The organism is uncultured Litoreibacter sp. (assembly GCF_947501785.1).
Taxonomy (GTDB): domain Bacteria; phylum Pseudomonadota; class Alphaproteobacteria; order Rhodobacterales; family Rhodobacteraceae; genus Litoreibacter.
In genome coordinates this window covers 1,149,977-1,166,411 of sequence record NZ_CANMXB010000001.1, presented here as the reverse complement: position 1 = coordinate 1,166,411, position 16,435 = coordinate 1,149,977, and the positions used below count along the sequence as shown (strand labels likewise).

Genomic DNA, 16,435 nt, shown 5'->3' with positions numbered 1-16,435 from the left:
TTTTGGCTCGCCTCGGTGCGCGTGGTAGCCATGAGGCAGAATGTCTAGCAGGAGATCCCGCAATGTTGCGTGCTATTGGTCAGGCTCACGCGGTGCGTCCCAGCGGCCAGCTTCCCCGGATCGCCACCCCGCCCACGCCGCCTTGGGACGGCTATGTCAGCCAGATTTGCGCGGCCTATCATCAGGAACTTGGGGCCGATCTGCTAAGCGTCGCGCTGCGCGGCTCGACTGTGCGGGCGACGGCGGTGATTGGTGTGTCGGATCTTGATCTGGTGGTGGTTACTGGGCGCAAGGTGATGGAACTGGACCCTCCTCACATCATCGCGGCCCCTGATCTGGAGGTCGAGAACGCTATGGCAACGGAGACCGAGTTGCTGGAAGACCCGCGCTTCGCGTGGCTGCGGTTCAACCTGGCGTTCTGCGGCCATACCGTCTGGGGGAAAGACTATGTGTCCGATCTGCCGGAGCCGGTGCTGGACCGCGCCGCTGTCGGTCATCTGAAAAGTGCGGATGCGTGGTTGGCGCAATGGCCGAAGATGATGCAGGACGCGCCGGACAAGCAGGAGCGGCAGCGGATCTGCGTTTGGCTGATGAAACGCGTGGTGCGGTCGCTGTTTGAAAGCGTGATGCTGAAAGAGGGGGCCTACACGCGCGACATCTACCCCTGCGCCGATCTGGCGGCGCGGCACTATCCGACGCAACGCGGTGCGATATTCGCAGCGGCTGAGCTGGTGGTAAGCCCGACCGCTGAAATAGGCGAGATTGAGGCTGCCTTGGCACCTTTGAAGCCGACGCTCATCGCCGCAAAGGACGCGTTTCTTGCCGAAGCACCGGCAAGCGCGATACGCGCTTAGCCGTCGGAGGCGGGGGCCGTCTCGCCGGTTGCGGGCGTGTTGCCTGCGACGCAATGCGAGGTGAGGTTGTTATAGGTGCTGCCGGCCCAGTCAGGCGCGTCTGATGGCACAACGCTGTCGATGGGGCCGGACATTTCGGCCACCACGCGGGCGGTGCGGCTGTCATCGACCATCGGGATGGCCTCATCCGCAATCACGCGGTCGTAGATGATGATCGCCACAACCACCAACAACACGCCGCGTGCGACGCCGAAGAGGAAGCCAAGACCCTGATCTAACCCGCCCAGAACGGAGCGTTGCACCGCGCCAGAGAAGATCGGGGTAAAGATCGACACGATCACCAGCACGATGGCGAAGACCACGGCGAAGGAGAAGATCGTGGCGGGCTCGCAGCCCTCCAGGAAGGTGTTTACGTAGGGGATTTCTTTGACCAGCGGCACGCCACGGGCGGCGAACATAAAGGCCACAATGGCGGCGATCACCCAGCCGAGAATGGACAGGCATTCGCGCACGAAGCCGCGCGAATAGGCGAGGATGGCCGAAATGACGATAATCAGCGCCGCCACCCCGTCTACGATTGTAAAACCTTCCATGTCCCGTCTCTCTTTCCTGTCCAACTCGCCAATACCGGCGAATCGTATATCGCCTCAATCGGCCCCAAATATGTCATTCACGACGGAAACCAAGTCATCCGTCATCCGCAGGGTCATCCCGTCTACCTTCGGTAGCTTCTTCTGAACCGGCGTTATCGCAGAGGCAAAACCAAGTTTTGACGCCTCTTTCAACCGGTTTTCGGCCTGCGTGACAGGTCTTAGCGCACCAGAGAGGCTAATTTCACCAAAAACCACGGTATCAGCGGGCAAAGCGTGGTCTTCTCGGGCGGAAAGTAGCGCACAGGCAACAGCCAGATCAGCGGCGGGTTCGTGTACGCGCATGCCCCCGGCGACGTTCAGATAGACGTCGAGGCCTGCAAAAGGGATGCCGCAGCGGGCTTCCAGGACTGCCAGAATGGTGGCCAACCGCTGCCCATCAAGGCCCACGACTGTGCGTCTTGCTTGGCTGTGCGGGGATGGGGACACCAGAGCCTGAATTTCGGTCAACATGGGGCGCGTGCCCTCGATGCCGGAGAAGACGATAGAGCCGGGGGCGGGCTTGTCGCGGTCACTGAGGAACAGGGCGGAGGGGTTTTTGACCTCCGTCAGGCCACGGCCTGTCATTTCAAAGACGCCAATCTCATCTGCGGGGCCGAAGCGGTTTTTGACGGCTCTGAGAATGCGGAACTGGTGGCCGCGCTCGCCTTCGAAATAAAGCACGGTGTCGACCATGTGCTCGACCACGCGCGGGCCCGCGATTGCGCCTTCTTTGGTGACATGGCCCACGATGATGACCGAGCAGCCGCGTTTCTTGGCGAAGGTGACCAGCTCGTGGCAGGCGGCGCGGACTTGGCTGACAGACCCTGGGGCCGACTCGATGTTGTCGACCCACATGGTCTGGATCGAGTCGATTATGACGAGGTCCGGCTCTTCCTTGTCCAAGGTGGTCAGCACGTCGCGCAGGTTGGTTTCGGCAGCTAACTTAACAGGTGAGCTTTCCAGCCCAAGCCGTTGAGCACGCATACGAATTTGCTGCGCGGCTTCCTCGCCCGAGACGTAGACGACATTCATGCCGTTACGCCCGAACCGGGCGGCGGCTTGCAGCAGAAGCGTGGATTTGCCGATACCAGGATCGCCGCCCACAAGGATGGCGGAGGCATCGACCAACCCGCCGCCTAACACACGGTCAAGTTCCCCCACACCGGAAACGGTGCGCTTGGGCGGGTTGTCCTTGGTGGACAGGTCGGTCAGCTCAATCGCCTTGCCGCGCGTGCTGCCAAGGGACTTTTTGCCCGGGCCCGCCGCTGAGAGCGGCTTTTCCTCGACAATGGAGTTCCACGCGCCGCATGCCTCGCAGCGTCCCGACCATTTGGTGTGGGACGCGGCGCATTCGGTGCAGGTTAAGGACGGTTGTTTGGCCATGCGCTCTTATGTGTCCGAGAGCGGCAGCAGTTACAAGCCGTTCTGCAGCATGGTGCTAAGTCCGCCTTGGATCAGCACGTCCGTGGCCGCGAAAAACGACAGCACGCCGAGGACCATTTGCACCAGTGGCAGGAGTTTCGACCATTTCTGATCCGCCCAGACGCCAATGGCGGCAGAGACGATCAAGCTGACCGAGGCGGCAAAAGTCAGAGCCGCGAGGTTCCACGTGATACCGGCCACCACCAGCAGGGTAGAGATGGCCATAACCGCGTAATTCACCCGCAACCTGCCCGTTGTCATGACCGCCCGATAAAGCGACCACAGAAATGCGGCAAACACGGCGGCGGCGATGATGATACCGATCAGCAGGGGAACCATTTGAACATCCTCAGTCTTCGTTAACGCGCGGCTTGAACCATCACATAGAACAACGTGCAGGCAAAGATCACATGGCCCGTTGCCAGCAATTTGAACCAACGCTGTTCCGTGAATATCGCAATCACCGCGAAAGGCAGCAGTGCGATTGCGCAGATGAAGCCTCGGTTGAAGCTTTGGTAATCGGGGTAGGGCAACAGCGACAGCGCCGTGATGGCCAGCAAGGCGAAGGCGTTGAAGCGCAGCAGCGTGGGCATTGCGGTGACCATGCGGTAGCCCTGCCACCCAAGCTGAGCCGCCATCACCGCCGCCAGCAGTCCAAGGTAGATTGGACCGAACAGGTATTGCACCAATTCCAGCAGGGCTACGTTTTCTGCGGCTTTGCCACGTCCCCGGCCGTGGCGGGTTTGGTCATGAAGGAGCAATAGAGCGATACCAGCACACATGCCGTGAATGCGTAGAGCCCCCAGCCGGTTTCCAGCCGCCCGATCCCAACGCCCTTGGCGATGACGATGTAGAGCGCGATCAGGAAGATGTCGGCCATGGCCAGCTTGCCCATCAGCGTGATCGGCGGCAGCAGTTTGGGGGAAGCCAGGTTAAAGTGGATCAACGCCAAACCGACGGTTTTCAGATAGGGCGCAACCAGCGCGAAGAAGGTCACGGCCACGGCGAGGATGATGTCCTTTTCCCAAAGCGATTGCAGGCCGGAGAGCACCGAGATTTCGGACAGTTTGAAGAAGGGCAACAGCCCCGCTTTCAGCAACGGCGCCATCCACGCGACGGGGAAAGCCACCAGCAGTGACAGGTTCAAGAGTTTCAAAAACATGGGTTAGACATAGGAACGGCTTGCCCCTCTGTGCAAGCCGTTCCTCAATCTTTACAATGTTACCAACTACTTATTCAGCAGCCATGTCCTTTTTCGGCAACGGCTTTGGCAGCGGCACGGGGCCGTCCTGCACTTTGGCCTGCGCAGGCTGCAGCGCGACAACATTCTCGGGCTCGGGCGCCCCTTCGGCCATCATCTCGTAGCCCAGGAGCGGCAGGATTTCGGCCAGATCGGCCTCCAAGCGGTTCATCTGCGCCTGCACGACGCTGTCTTCGACATGGACCTGCTGCGACCAGCGTTTCAGGTCCTTGACGGTTTGCTGCGCGAGGTTCAGGCGTTCGCGGTATTGCTCGATCTCTTCCTGACGTTGCTTGAGGAAGGTTTTGGCGCGACCAACCTTTTCGTCGGAGTAGATTTCGGCCAATTCGCGGGCCTCGCGGCCCATCTGCGCGGCGACTTCCAGAACAGACGGCTCAAGCGTCTCCAACTCGGGGTGCTCGCGCATGAACATGATGCGTTCGCGCACCGCGTCGAATTCGGACGACATCGAGAACAGCTCTTCGCGGTCGGCCTTGTGCGCGATTGCGTAGGCGCGGGCGATGTCCTCCATCGAGATGTGGAAGTTGCGATGCGACTTTTCCAGCTCCAGGATGCGGCGGTTGGAGGGCAGGTAGAAGCAAAGGCTAATAGCAAGGGCGGCAAGGAACAGCTGCGTGATCATGCCGGCATAGGGTACAACCGTTTCGCCGTAGCTGGCCGTGAAGCTGAGCCAAGGCGCGAGCCCGAGCGCTGCGGCCAAGGTGGCCCCCAAAACTACGACTGAGAAGCCGACAACAGCGACCAACGCCACTTTCTGGAAAAACTGCTGCACCTGCAGCCACGTGCGACTTGCACCCGTCATGACAATACCTACCCCAAGATCGCTAATTAACGAGTTCTTAGGATAGGCGATTAACCGCCTGTTTCAAAATCAAAATTTGGCGGAAATGTGGCAGAGGGCAAGGTTGTTCATACAAAATATGGGGTGTTTATGGGGTATTGTCGCGCGTCTGGCAACAAACGGCGCTGGGAACCTTCTTTATCTAGTGAGCGTGTACAGGGCGCTGCGTGGTGATTCTGCGTCAGCGCACGGCCTCAATCGGTCCGTCGGCGGACCCTGATACAAACTGGGTCAAATACGGATCGCCCGAGGCGTCCATTTCCTTCACCGGGCCGGTCCATTGGATCACCCCGTCATGCAGCATCGCGACCTTGTCGGCGATGGTTCTGACGCTCGACATGTCGTGGGTGATGGTCATGGTGGTCGCACCCATCTCGACCACTATTTCGCGGATCAGGTCATTGATCACGCCGGACATGATGGGGTCCAGGCCGGTTGTGGGCTCGTCAAAGAAGATGATTTCGGGCTCTGCGGCAATTGCGCGGGCGAGGCCCACGCGTTTTTGCATGCCGCCTGACAGCTCTGCCGGGAAGCGGTCGGCGACGTCGGGCTTCAGGCCCACGCGGCGGAGTTTCTCGATAGCAATCTCCCGCGCCTGATCCTTGGGGCGTTTGAGGGACCCGCGCATCAGTCGGAAGGCCACGTTTTGCCAGACGGGAAGGCTGTCGAACAGCGCGCCGCCTTGGAACAGCATGCCGAACCGCGCCAGAAACGCGTCGCGGTCGCCTTTGGTGGCATCCTTGCCGTCGACAAGGATTTCGCCTGCGTCGGGGGTCACCAGCCCGAGGACGGATTTGATCAGGATCGACTTGCCGGTCCCGGACCCGCCGATCACCACCATGCTTTCGCCTTTGGGCACATGCAGGTTGATGCCGCGCAGTACGTGGTTGGTGCCGAAAGACTTTTTGACGTCGGTGAGGCGGATCATGCTGAGAAAAACACCCCTGTCAGAATGAAGTTGGCGGCCAGGATCAAGATCGCGGCGGCTTGCACCGACGACTTGGTGGCGCCGCCCACGCCCTGCGCCCCGCGGCCGGAATTCATGCCATAGTAGCAGCCCATAAGCGCCGCGATGGTGCCAAAGACCGCGCCTTTGGCGAGTGATGACAGGATGTCGGAGGTTTGCAGGAAGTCGGCGGTGTTTTGCAGGTAGGCGGCCTCGTTAAAGCCGAGTGTTTTGGTGGCCACCAAGAAGCCGCCGAAGATGCCGATGATGTCGCCAATGCCGGTGAGGAGGGGGACGACCAACAGCGCGGCCAGCACGCGCGGGACCGTCAGGTACTTCATCGGGTGGGTGGAGAGCGTGACCAGCGCGTCGATCTGTTCGGTCACCTTCATAGTGGCGATCTCGGCCGCAATGGAGGATGTGACGCGCGCAGCGATCATCAGGCCCACGAGCACGGGGCCAAGCTCGCGCACCATGCCGATGGCGACGATCTGGGGGACTACGGCCTCGGCATTAAAGCGCGCGCCGCCAGCGTAGATTTGAAGCGCAAGCGCGCCGCCGGTGAAGATGGTGGTTAGCCCCACGACGGGCAGGGAGAAATACCCGATTTGCAGCAGCTGCTGGCCGAATTCCTTGAAATAGAAGGGCGGGCGGATCAGGTGGCTGGCGGTCTGCCCCGCAAAGATCGCGATGCGCCCGATGGAGGCCAGAAAGGCCAGTGTGGCGGCCCCGATGGCGGCAAGGATGCTCACTTGGTGACCCGTTTGTAGCGGGGGCCCAGCGAGGTCAGGATTTCGTAGCCGATGGTACCAGCGGCGTCAGCCAGCTGGTCGACGGTTTGCCGGGGCCCAAGTATTTGCAGCGTGTCCGGCACGTGGTCCAGCGCGGTGATGTCCACTGTGAGCAGGTCCATTGAAACGCGGCCCGCGAGCGGAACCGGCGTGTCGCCTGCGTAGAGCGTGGCTTTGTCGGACATGGCGCGGATCAGGCCGTCGGCGTAGCCGGCGGAGACGGTGGCGATCTTGGTTTCTTTCTCGGCCACGAAGGCGCAGCCATAGCCGGCGCTTTCACCGGCTTGCAGGGTACGCGTCTGGATCACGGGGAGATCGACAGTGGCCACTGGAGCTGCGGCTTCAAACGGGAAACCTCCATAGAGCCCGATGCCGGGGCGGGTGAGGTCGAAATGGTAGTCAGGACCCAGGAGCGTGCCGCCGGTAGCGGCGAGCGAGCGGGGGCAGCGCAGGCCTGCGGTCATGGACAGGAAGGTTTTCAGCTGGGCGTCGTTGGCGGGGTGATCCGGCGCGTCGGCGCAGGCGAGGTGGGACATCACCAACGTGGCCTCGGCGGCCATCTCAGGCGACCAATCATAGGCCTCGATCCCGAGGCGGTTCATGCCGGTGTCGATTTGCAGCCCGTAGGCGTGGCCGGGCAAGGCCGTCTTGTGGCGGGAGATTTGTTCGGGGGAATTCACCATCGGGATCAGGTTCAGATCCGCGATCATCTGGGTGTCGCCGTCCATATGGCCGGAGAAAACGTTGATCACCGGGCCGGGGCCCAGAGCAGCCCTGAGCGGCGCGGCTTCTTCGGTGACGGCGACGAAGAATTGGCGGACCCCTGCGGCGGCCAGAGCCTTGGCGACCCTGCCAGAACCAAGGCCGTACCCATCGGCTTTGACGACGGCGGCGGTCTCGGTTGCCGACATCGCGTTGAGGGCGGCCCAGTTGGATTGGAGCGCGGCGAGGTCGATTGTGAGGGTTCCGGTGGCCATGAGGTCGGTTTTGACAGGCTCATGAGTGCGGTCAAGAGGGAATTCATACCACCCAGCGGGCGGGGAAATTGGCAAATGCCCGTTTTCAAGGGAGATCGCGCAAAGAAAGGAGCAGACATAGGTTTGCGACTAAGGCGCGCCCAAGACCATGTCAGACAGCAGGCATTTGCTGCGTGGCGCAGTGAATGCCGCCCCCCAGCTCCCCCAACGGGTCGACGTTGAGCGTCACAATCTCGCGGTCAGGATAATGCCGCGACAGCGCGTCCCTGGCGATCTGGTCCGGCTCCGGGTCCCCGAATTGCGCCGCGATGATCGCGCCGTTGCACGCGTAGAAATTCGCATAAGAGGCCACGAAGTCGGGGCTGCTCACCCGCGGAGCCTCAGGTTCGGGAATGACGTCCACCGTCAGGCCGTCCGCCACGAGCGTGTCATAGGTGTCCAAGGCCGCAGTGTGGAATGGGTCGTTTGTGTTGGGCGCATCTGGCAGGTTCATCAGCACCCGCCCCGGCCCTGTAAACCGCGCGAGGCTGTCGATATGATAGTCCGTTATGTCCTCCCCCCGCACACCTGCGGACCAGATCATTCGGTCGGCGCCATAGGCCTTCAGCAAGCGCGCCTCTATCTCGTCGCGCGACAGGTCGGGGTTTCGGTTGTCGTTTGCCCAACTGCTTTCATGGGCCATCAGGAGGCCAAGCCCGTCATGCTCTACACCGCCACCTTCACCACGCAGCCCTGACGGGCGCAGCTCCAACCCCAGACGCTCAGCGACATTTGCTGCAATCCGGGCATCGCGGCGGTTCACTTGTTTTTCGCCCCAGCCATTGAACTGGATGTGGTTAACCGCCAATCCGCCTGCGCCATCGACGACAAAGATGGGGCCAGCATCCCGGCACCACAGGTCTTCGGTCGGGACGTCCCATAGCTCCACATTGGCCGATAGTCTTGACCGGGCGGACGCATGATCATCTGCCGCTGCAAGCATCGTCACCGGCTCGAACTCGGCGATTGTATTGGCAATGTCTGCAATGGCCTGCTGCGTCATGTCGAGAAACACGCGGTCGCGGTACACGCGCCGATTTACGGGCCATTGCATAAATGTCCTTTGGTGCGGGCCTTCTTCTGGTGGCACGTAAAACCCGGATGCGGCCATAGCTGCAGAACTCCCCTTCAGTCCGACAGATGCGATTGCCCCGCCACCCAGTATCATTTGCCTGCGGTCCATGGGCTTTCCTGTTTCGCTGATGCGCCGTCGCAGGCCGCTGAGGTTCGGTCTGTGCATCCTTGACCTGTGGCTGGCGTTACTCCGCAGCGCGGAGAGGTTTCGAAGGTTTCCCTTCTCCGTCATCACCGGTTGCCAGCTTCTCAAGCCTGTCCGCTACCTTTGCCAGTTTTTCCTTGGCCGCATCGAGTGTCGAATTGGCGTCCTCAAGCTCTTCTGCCGGGGTGTCTTCCTCCGGATCGTCAGGGTCGGACCACAGCAGGATGGGGTCGCGCACGCGGCCGGCCTGGCGGCGCAGGATCAGGTCCTGGCGCGACTTGGAATTGCGCCCGCCCAGCGCCATCAGGCCCTTGAGCGAGGCAAAGGCTCCCATAGAGATCCAGACCCGCAACGCCAGCAGGGCAGGGGTGAAGACCAGCGTCAGCACGGTGGCGATGCCAAGCCCGAAGACCACGGCCGTGGCCAGCTGTTTCCACCACAGCGCGGTGGGACTGTCGACCGAGTAGCCGCCGCCGAAGAAGTCGAGCGACAGGCCGAACATCATCGGCGCGAGGCCCGCCATCGTGGTGATGGTGGTCAGCAGCACGGGGCGGATACGGTCCTCCGCAGTGCGGATGATCGCCTCCAGCCGGGGCATGTATTTGGAATAGTCCTGATAGGTATCGATCAGAACAATGTTGTTGTTCACCACGATCCCCGCAAGCGCCACGATGCCGGTGCCGGTCATGATGATCGAGAATTTCTGATCCATCACCAACATGCCGATCAGCACACCTGCGGTGGACAGGACCACCGCCAGAAGGACCAGAGAGGCGTTGTAGAAGCTGTTGAACTGCGCCAGCAGGATCACGAACATCAGCCCCAATGCGGCGGCAAATGCGCTGCTGAGGAAGGCCTGCGATTCCTGCTGTTCCTCCTGGTCGCCGGCCCATTCGTAAGACAGCGAGGCGGCGAAGGGGGTTTCGGTCTCAATCCACTCGGTCAGCGTGGCGATGCGTTCATTGGCGTCGACAACAGCGACGTTGTAGCCGCCATCCTGGAACGTATCCGTCAGCGCGTCCTGGGTCAGGTCGGGTTTGAGTATTTGGACCAAAACGAAGCTGCCGCCCTGCGCGTCGGTGATCGGACCTGCGGGGTCTGCTTTCAGGATCGCAACGGGTGTTTCCCCTTCAACCAGCTTGATCAGGCCGGGGCCAACATCCGCTTTGACATCGAAATAGCGGGTCTGGTCGATGCGGTCGATCTGGCCCAGCTTTTTGACAGGGGTACGGGTAATGAAGTTGCTGAGCGGGATCAGGCCCTGCGGCGTGCGCACCTTGAGGTTGTCGAGGGTGGAGAGCACCCGCTCTTCCTCGGGCAGGCGGACGCGGATTTCGATTTCTTCGTCTGAGGAGTCCACGCGCATGGTGTCAAGCAGCAAGCCGCGGGTGACCAGTTGCACCATCGCGCCCACGGTGGCCACATCCGCGCCGTAGCGGCCAGCGGCCTCGACATCGACATCAATCTGCCAGTCGATGCCGGGCAGGGGCAGGGTGTTTTCGATGGTGATGAGGCCGGGCATGGTCTCGAAATAGTCGGTGGCTATTGCGGTAGCTTCTTGCAGTTCGGCCCAGTTGTCGCCTGTCAGGCGCAGGTTGACCGGCTTGCCGGAGGCGGGCCCCCGGTCCTGGCTGAGGATCTCGGTGCGGATGCCGGGGATGGCGTCCATCTTGGCCTGCAGCTCGTCCAGAATTTCGGTGTCGTCGCGTCGCGTGCCCCATTCGCCAAGCTCAATCTGGACCTGCCCGATCGTGTCGAGCGGACCGGACGCGCCGCCATTGTTGGTGTTCAACCCGCCGCCGCCGGCGAAGGCGAAAACCGACACAATGCCGTCAGTGGAGAGGGCGGCTTGTTCGACCCCTGCAACCATGGCGTCTTTTTCTTCAAGCGACAGGTTGCCCCGGGCCTGGACGTAGATGATGGCCTGCTCGGTCTCGGATTCCACGAAGAATTCGACGCCATTGTTGTTGGCCCCGAAAGTGGTGAAGACGGTCATGACGAATGTGATGACGCCGGCGATGACCACCAGCGGCATGATCGGATTGCCAGCGATCAGCGCGGTGAATTTGCCGAAGAACGACCGGCGGTAGCCTGCGTTGACGCGCTGTTCCTGCCTGCGCCACGCGATGGAGCCCATCATGATGGAGGCGAACATGGCGGCGAAGACGAAGCAGACCCCGGGCACGATCATCGCGGCGAGCCCGCTGAGCGGCAGGATGTAGTTGGGGTTCAAGACCTGCATGGCGGCGATGAACAGCAGCATGATGGAGCCGAGCGCGATCGGCGCGCGGATCAACCATGGCAGGACGCGGGCGGCATCGGACAGTACCCCGATGGCGCGCGAGATGCGGCCTGAAACGCCGCCCATAACGGGCAGATAGATCAGCGCCACGATCAATGAGGCCGAAAGCACGAAGATCAGCGTGACGGGCAGCATGCCCATGAATTCCCCGGGGACACCGGGCCAGAACAGCATCGGCAGGAAGGCGCACAGGGTGGTCGCCGTAGAGGAGATAACGGGCCAGAACATGCGTTTGGCGGCATCCGTGAAGGCCTCCATCGGGCCGACGCCTTGCGAGATACGCTTGTCAGCATATTCCACCACCACAATGGCGCCGTCGACCAGCATGCCCACGGCCAGGATCAGACCGAACATCACGATATTCGAGATAGAGATGCCCATCAGGCCCAGCAGGATGAAGCACAGCAGGAACGAGGTCGGGATCGCAAAACCCACCAGCAGCGCGGAGCGGATGCCGAGCGAGGCCAGCACCACGATCATCACCAGCGCAATCGCCGTCAGGACCGAGCCTTCGAGCTGTTGCACCATGTTGTTCACCGTCTTGGACTGGTCCAACGTGACGTCGACCTTGATCGCGTCGCGCAGCTCGTCTGGCCATTTCTCTTGCGCCTTTTCGACCTCCGCCCGCACCAGCGCGGAGGTGTCGATGATGTTGAAGCCTTTGCGTTTGACCACTTGCAGCGCAACGGTGTCCGACCCGTTGTAACGGGCGGTGCCTTCGCGGTCCTCGAATGTCAGTTTGATGTCCGCAAGCTCGCCCAGCGTGACAACGCGGTCGCCATTGACCTTGACGGGCAGGTCAAACACGTCGCGGGGTTCGTCAAAGGAGGACGGGATTTTGACCGCGAAAGAGCCTTGCGCGGTGTCGACCTCGCCCGCCGCAATCAGCAGGTTGTTGTTGGAGACGACCGAGATCAATTCATTCGCGGTGACGTTGTAGGCCTCCAATGCAAGGGGGTCGATGATAACCTCCAGCATTTCGTCGCGGTTGCCAGCGATGCCGGCCTCAAGGACAGGGGGCAGGGCCTCCAGAGTGTCCTGTAAGTCCTTGGTCACGCGCAGCAAAGTGCGTTCCGGCAAGTCGCCTGACAGCGAGACGATCAGGATCGGGAATTCGGAGAAGTTGACCTCGTCGACGGTGTATTGCTCAAAGCCGGAGGGGAATTCGCCCTCTGCCTGACCCATCTTGTCGCGCACATCGGCGAGGATCTGGGTTTTGTCCCAGCCAAATTCGAATTCCATGACGATGTTGGCGTAGTTTTCCGCCGCCGTGCCGTACATGACCTTTAGCCCGTCGAGGTCCTGAAGCTTGGCCTCCATCGGCTTGACCAGCAGCTTTTCGCTGTCCGCGGCCGAGATGCCGGGGAAGGGGACAGAGACCACGAGGATCGGAATTTCAATGTCAGGCTCGCCCTCTTTTGGAAGCCCGTTATAGGCGAAAGCCCCGATCACCACCGACATCATGATGAAGGCGATGATCATGCGGGCGCGTTCGCCCGCCCAGTCGACGAGGCCGGTCATCCCTTCGCCTCCCTATAGGTGACATCGATCGCAACGTTGTCGATCACATATTCCTGGCCAACCACGATGATGTCGGCCTGTTCCGCCAGGCCGTCGACCCACATGCCGTCAACCGTGTCGCGCAGGATCGTGACTGGCGCGAATTGGGCCTTGCCGTCCACGGCCAACCGCACCCCCAGCGTGCCTTCGTCGTTCAACGTCATGGCAGAGGCGGGGATCAGGTGGGCAGTTTTGCCTTCTGAGGCGATAATGATTTCCGCCGTCTGACCGTCGCGGATTTGCAGGTCGGGGTTGGGCACCTGAACCTCGACGCGGAAGGTGCGGGTTTCCGGATCAGATGAACGCGACAGGAAGGTCACGCGGCCTGCAACCTCGCGGCCCGAAACCAGCCGCGCGCCGGCCATTGCACCGGTTGTGATCTTGGCAACTTCGTTTTCGGGGACAAAGCCGACCAGTTTGATCGGGTCAAGCTGGATGATGGTGGCGCAAGGCGAGCCGGGCTGGAGCAACGCGCCAAGCTCTGCAGTGTCGGTTTCCAAAAGGCCAGAGAAGGGGGCCTTGACGTCGAGCCGGTCGATTTCCTTGCGGGCGGAGGCGACCGAGGCCTCAGCAGAGCGCACACCGGCGCGGGCGGATTCGATGCCCGCCTTGGCGGCTTCAAGCCCGGCAACCGCGGCCTGCACGCTGGCACGTGCGGCGGAAACGGTGGCGCGGGTGCCTGCGACCCGCGTCTCTGAGGCGAAGCCGTCTTCGCTAAGCTTTTGCGCGGCATTGTCGTTGATCAGCGCCTCTTCAAGCCGGGCGCGCGCTTCTGCAAGGCGGCCTTCGGCTTCGGGGACACGTGCCTGCGCCTCGGGGATGCGCGATTGGGCTTCGGGAACGCGGGCTTCGGCTTCCGCAAGTGCGGTTAGGCGGGTGCCGGGATCGATTTCGCACATCAATTGCCCCGCTTCCACATAGGAGCCTTTGCGCAGCGGCTCAGATTCAACGAGGCCGGATGTCTCTGCGCGGACTTCAATTTGTCGTGCGGCTTCGGTCCGGCCGCGGACCAGAACCGCGCTGTCGATTTGGGTTGCCTGGGATTTCAACGCGACCACCGATACCACACGAATATCGGATGCCGCGTCTTCCGCGGCGGGCTCCGCTTCGGCTTCGACCGTCTCTTGCGGCGCCACCTCTTCGGTGTCAGACGCGGCGAACGACAACAGCCGGTCACGTTCAAAGACCAGCATATAAAGGGCGCTTGCCACGATAATGGCGATAATAATTGGTGTTGGGCGCATGATCTCTTGTCCTAAATACCGCTCGCGTCGACGCTGGAGAGGCTCGGTTGAGTTCGGGCATCTCAAAAGCGTTACGCTAAACTAACCGGTTTAGATTACTTTTTTCCGCAACGCAGCGCAAGGCAAGGATTGCCCCACCGTTGTGCACCGACCCACATCGACTGTGCGATGCCTCTTGGCAAGGATTGCGGCTTCGGGGTAAGACCGCGCAAACAAAGGCGATTGCGGGCCCGAAAGCGGGTTCGGCCAAGGGGATCAGGATGAGCAACACAGACAGCTTTATCGACGAAGTCACCGAAGAGGTGCAGAAGGACAAGCTCTTTGGCCAATTGAAGCGCTGGGGCTGGGTTGGCGGTTTGGCCGTTCTGCTTCTGGTGGGTGGAGCTGCTTACAATGAATGGCGCAAAGCGAACGAGCGGCAAGTCGCGCAGGAGTTCGGCGACCAGTTAATCGCCAGCCTAGATGGTGACGATACAACAGCAGCATTGGCGGGGCTGAAGGTCGATGATGCCGCGCAATCAGCTGTGCTTGGGCATTTGTCCGCCGCCGCTGCTTTGGCGGATGGCGATACCGATGCGGGCATTGCCGCGTTGGAAGGCGTGCAAAACAACGCAAGTGTCGCGGCAGTTTACCGCGAATTGGCCGCTTTCAAAGCGGCATTGGCCCTGCCGCCGGAAACAGACAGCGCCGAGAAGATCTCGGCGTTTGAGGCGATCACCGGCCCGTTCCGCCCATTGGCGCAGGAGCAGAAGGCAATGGTGATGATCCAATCGGGCGATACCGAGGGCGCGACGGACCTGTTGCGCACGCTTTTGGAGGCCGCTGACGCGACACCAGGCTTGCAACGGCGCGCCTCAGAGATGATTGTGGCATTGGGCGCAGATATCAGCGATACTGACGCCGATGACGGCTGATCCCTGCGGGGCATGGGTCAAATAGCCGGGGCAAACCGGCAGCACCCGCAACGGGCGCAATGAGAAGGGGCTACGAGCAGTGAAAACCTCAACAAAGGCATTCCTGGGTCTGCTGCTTCTGGGCGTTGCCGCCTGCGCCGACCGCGAACTTATTCTGGACGGCGAGCGCTTCGACATTCGCGACGGCCTGCCCAAGGTCGACGAAAATGGCGACCGGATCGAGGCCGTTGATGACGCGCCCGCGGCGCGGGCCTTCGCTGCACCCGCTCAGATCAACCACGCCAGCTGGACCCATCGGGGTGGGGACAACACCCACAACGTCCAGCATCCGGCGCTAAACCGCGCGCTGACACCGGTCTTCTCGGTCGATATTGGCCAGGGGCACGGCCGCAAGTCGCGGATCACCGCGGACCCTGTCGTTGCAGGCGGGCGCATCTTCACCATGGACAGCGCCAGCCGTGTTCAGGCCACCGGCTCGGACGGGCAGGTGTTGTGGGCGCGCCAATTGGTTCCCGCCTCAGACAAGGACCGAGACGCCTCTGGCGGCGGTCTGGCATTTGGGGAAAACATCGTTTTCGCGGCCACCGGATTTGGGGAACTGATCGCGTTGGATCCTACCTCGGGGGCCACTGTTTGGCGCCAGAAGCTGGACGCGCCTGTCACATCGTCCCCAACCGTCTCGGACGGCAAGGTTTATGTCATCACCCGCGATAGCGGCGGCTGGGCGCTGGACGTCAAGAACGGCCGCATCCTGTGGCAGCTTTCCGGCGCACCCAGCGAAGCGACGCTGATTGGCGGGTCAGGCCCCGTGGTGGCGAACCGTGTTGCGATCCTGCCTTTCGGGTCTGGCGAACTGGTTGCCGCGCTGAAATCTTCAGGTCTGCGCGTTTGGGGGTCTGCTGTGGCCGGGCAACGCCGTGGCCGCGCCTATTCCAACATTTCCGACATCACCGGCGACCCTGTCTTGTCAGACGGCGTGCTTTATGCGGCCAATTCCGGTGGGCGCGTCGTTGCGCTGAAACCGGGGTCAGGTGAGCGCATCTGGACCGCCAACGAGGGCGCCTATTCTCCGGTGCTGCCGGCGGGCGATTCCGTGTTCATGCTGTCGGATCAGGGCGAGCTGCTGCGGCTGGACCGGGAAACCGGCGAACGCATCTGGGCCGAGCGCCTGCCATATTTTGTTAATCGCAAGGTAAAGCGGCGGGAAGCGGTCTATGCCCATTACGGTCCAATTCTTGCCGGCGGGCGGCTGTTGGTGGCGTCCAATGACGGGCTGATCCGCAGCTATGACCCGGCCACGGGCGCTTTGGTTGGCACCACCCCGTTAAAGGGTGGCGCGGCGTCAAACCCGGTGATCGTCAATGGCACGCTGTATATTGTCACCGAAAAGGGGCAACTCGCCGCTTTCCGTTGACGCCAATAGGCTGTAAGAC

Annotated in this window: 15 protein-coding genes; 3 read left to right on the top strand and 12 right to left on the bottom strand. The window is 61.7% G+C overall.

Features of this window, described 5'->3' with window-relative positions; genetic code table 11:
- Positions 1 to 62 precede the first annotated feature (62 nt).
- The gene (locus Q0899_RS05700; RefSeq protein WP_298290383.1) at positions 63 to 854 is read left to right on the top strand and encodes a hypothetical protein; all 792 of its coding nucleotides are present in this window, start codon (positions 63 to 65) and stop codon (positions 852 to 854) included.
- Here Q0899_RS05700 and Q0899_RS05695 read toward each other — a convergent pair.
- From Q0899_RS05695 to Q0899_RS05640, 12 genes are all read right to left on the bottom strand, one after another.
- Positions 851 to 1,447 carry a CvpA family protein gene (locus tag Q0899_RS05695; RefSeq protein WP_298290386.1) on the bottom strand — a complete coding sequence of 199 codons (597 nt, stop codon included), beginning with the start codon at positions 1,445 to 1,447 and terminating at the stop codon, positions 851 to 853. The two genes, Q0899_RS05700 and Q0899_RS05695, sit on opposite strands and share 4 nt — an antisense overlap.
- Before the next feature lie 54 nt (positions 1,448 to 1,501).
- A complete protein-coding gene (gene radA, locus Q0899_RS05690) occupies positions 1,502 to 2,869 on the bottom strand; it encodes a DNA repair protein RadA (RefSeq protein WP_299191459.1) in 1,368 nt (455 codons plus the stop codon).
- A 30-nt stretch (positions 2,870 to 2,899) separates the two neighbouring features.
- Positions 2,900 to 3,247 carry a hypothetical protein gene (locus tag Q0899_RS05685; RefSeq protein ID WP_298290391.1) on the bottom strand — a complete coding sequence of 116 codons (348 nt, stop codon included), beginning with the start codon at positions 3,245 to 3,247 and terminating at the stop codon, positions 2,900 to 2,902.
- A 20-nt stretch (positions 3,248 to 3,267) separates the two neighbouring features.
- Entirely contained in the window at positions 3,268 to 3,594 is a 327-nt protein-coding gene (locus Q0899_RS05680; protein WP_299191457.1) for a hypothetical protein, read from the bottom strand.
- A 14-nt stretch (positions 3,595 to 3,608) separates the two neighbouring features.
- Positions 3,609 to 4,070 carry a paraquat-inducible protein A gene (locus Q0899_RS05675; RefSeq protein ID WP_298290394.1) on the bottom strand — a complete coding sequence of 154 codons (462 nt, stop codon included), beginning with the start codon at positions 4,068 to 4,070 and terminating at the stop codon, positions 3,609 to 3,611.
- Positions 4,071 to 4,140: 70 nt separating this feature from the next.
- Positions 4,141 to 4,971: a DNA repair protein gene (locus tag Q0899_RS05670; RefSeq protein WP_298290397.1), complete on the bottom strand. Its 831-nt coding sequence runs from the start codon at positions 4,969 to 4,971 to the stop codon at positions 4,141 to 4,143.
- A gap of 220 nt (positions 4,972 to 5,191) precedes the next feature.
- Positions 5,192 to 5,938, bottom strand: a complete 747-nt coding sequence (locus Q0899_RS05665; protein WP_299191454.1) for an ATP-binding cassette domain-containing protein — start codon at positions 5,936 to 5,938, stop codon at positions 5,192 to 5,194.
- The gene (locus Q0899_RS05660; protein WP_299191452.1) at positions 5,935 to 6,708 is read right to left on the bottom strand and encodes an ABC transporter permease; all 774 of its coding nucleotides are present in this window, start codon (positions 6,706 to 6,708) and stop codon (positions 5,935 to 5,937) included. Before Q0899_RS05660 ends, Q0899_RS05665 begins: the two co-directional genes overlap by 4 nt.
- Positions 6,705 to 7,724 carry an alanine racemase gene (alr, locus tag Q0899_RS05655; protein ID WP_299191450.1) on the bottom strand — a complete coding sequence of 340 codons (1,020 nt, stop codon included), beginning with the start codon at positions 7,722 to 7,724 and terminating at the stop codon, positions 6,705 to 6,707. Before alr ends, Q0899_RS05660 begins: the two co-directional genes overlap by 4 nt.
- A 151-nt stretch (positions 7,725 to 7,875) precedes the next feature.
- Positions 7,876 to 8,946 (bottom strand): agmatine/peptidylarginine deiminase, encoded by a 1,071-nt coding sequence (locus tag Q0899_RS05650; RefSeq protein WP_299191448.1) that lies wholly within the window; start codon positions 8,944 to 8,946, stop codon positions 7,876 to 7,878.
- 76 nt (positions 8,947 to 9,022) lie between these two features.
- Positions 9,023 to 12,805: an efflux RND transporter permease subunit gene (locus Q0899_RS05645; RefSeq protein WP_299191446.1), complete on the bottom strand. Its 3,783-nt coding sequence runs from the start codon at positions 12,803 to 12,805 to the stop codon at positions 9,023 to 9,025.
- On the bottom strand, positions 12,802 to 14,088 hold the full coding sequence (locus Q0899_RS05640) for an efflux RND transporter periplasmic adaptor subunit (RefSeq protein ID WP_299191444.1): 1,287 nt from the start codon (positions 14,086 to 14,088) through the stop codon (positions 12,802 to 12,804). The genes Q0899_RS05645 and Q0899_RS05640 overlap by 4 nt, the downstream gene beginning before the upstream one ends.
- A 260-nt stretch (positions 14,089 to 14,348) precedes the next feature.
- On the opposite strand from Q0899_RS05640, the gene Q0899_RS05635 reads away from it, so the two are divergent.
- Positions 14,349 to 15,002 (top strand): hypothetical protein, encoded by a 654-nt coding sequence (locus Q0899_RS05635; RefSeq protein WP_299191443.1) that lies wholly within the window; start codon positions 14,349 to 14,351, stop codon positions 15,000 to 15,002.
- 79 nt (positions 15,003 to 15,081) lie between these two features.
- A complete protein-coding gene (locus Q0899_RS05630; RefSeq protein ID WP_298290421.1) occupies positions 15,082 to 16,416 on the top strand; it encodes a PQQ-binding-like beta-propeller repeat protein in 1,335 nt (444 codons plus the stop codon).
- The last annotated feature ends 19 nt before the right edge of the window (positions 16,417 to 16,435 follow it).

Bases quoted from the DNA above. Each gene is read 5' to 3' on its own strand.
- Q0899_RS05645 (WP_299191446.1), bottom strand. From the start codon at position 12,805: ATGACCGGCCTCGTCGACTGGGCGGGCGAACGCGCCCGCATGATCATC.
- Q0899_RS05665 (WP_299191454.1), bottom strand. From the start codon at position 5,938: ATGATCCGCCTCACCGACGTCAAAAAGTCTTTCGGCACCAACCACGTA.
- Q0899_RS05695 (WP_298290386.1), bottom strand. From the start codon at position 1,447: ATGGAAGGTTTTACAATCGTAGACGGGGTGGCGGCGCTGATTATCGTC.
- Q0899_RS05650 (WP_299191448.1), bottom strand. From the start codon at position 8,946: ATGGACCGCAGGCAAATGATACTGGGTGGCGGGGCAATCGCATCTGTC.
- Q0899_RS05700 (WP_298290383.1), top strand. From the start codon at position 63: ATGTTGCGTGCTATTGGTCAGGCTCACGCGGTGCGTCCCAGCGGCCAG.
- radA (WP_299191459.1), bottom strand. From the start codon at position 2,869: ATGGCCAAACAACCGTCCTTAACCTGCACCGAATGCGCCGCGTCCCAC.
- Q0899_RS05670 (WP_298290397.1), bottom strand. From the start codon at position 4,971: ATGACGGGTGCAAGTCGCACGTGGCTGCAGGTGCAGCAGTTTTTCCAG.
- Q0899_RS05685 (WP_298290391.1), bottom strand. From the start codon at position 3,247: ATGGTTCCCCTGCTGATCGGTATCATCATCGCCGCCGCCGTGTTTGCC.
- Q0899_RS05635 (WP_299191443.1), top strand. From the start codon at position 14,349: ATGAGCAACACAGACAGCTTTATCGACGAAGTCACCGAAGAGGTGCAG.
- Q0899_RS05640 (WP_299191444.1), bottom strand. From the start codon at position 14,088: ATGCGCCCAACACCAATTATTATCGCCATTATCGTGGCAAGCGCCCTT.
- alr (WP_299191450.1), bottom strand. From the start codon at position 7,724: ATGGCCACCGGAACCCTCACAATCGACCTCGCCGCGCTCCAATCCAAC.
- Q0899_RS05675 (WP_298290394.1), bottom strand. From the start codon at position 4,070: ATGTTTTTGAAACTCTTGAACCTGTCACTGCTGGTGGCTTTCCCCGTC.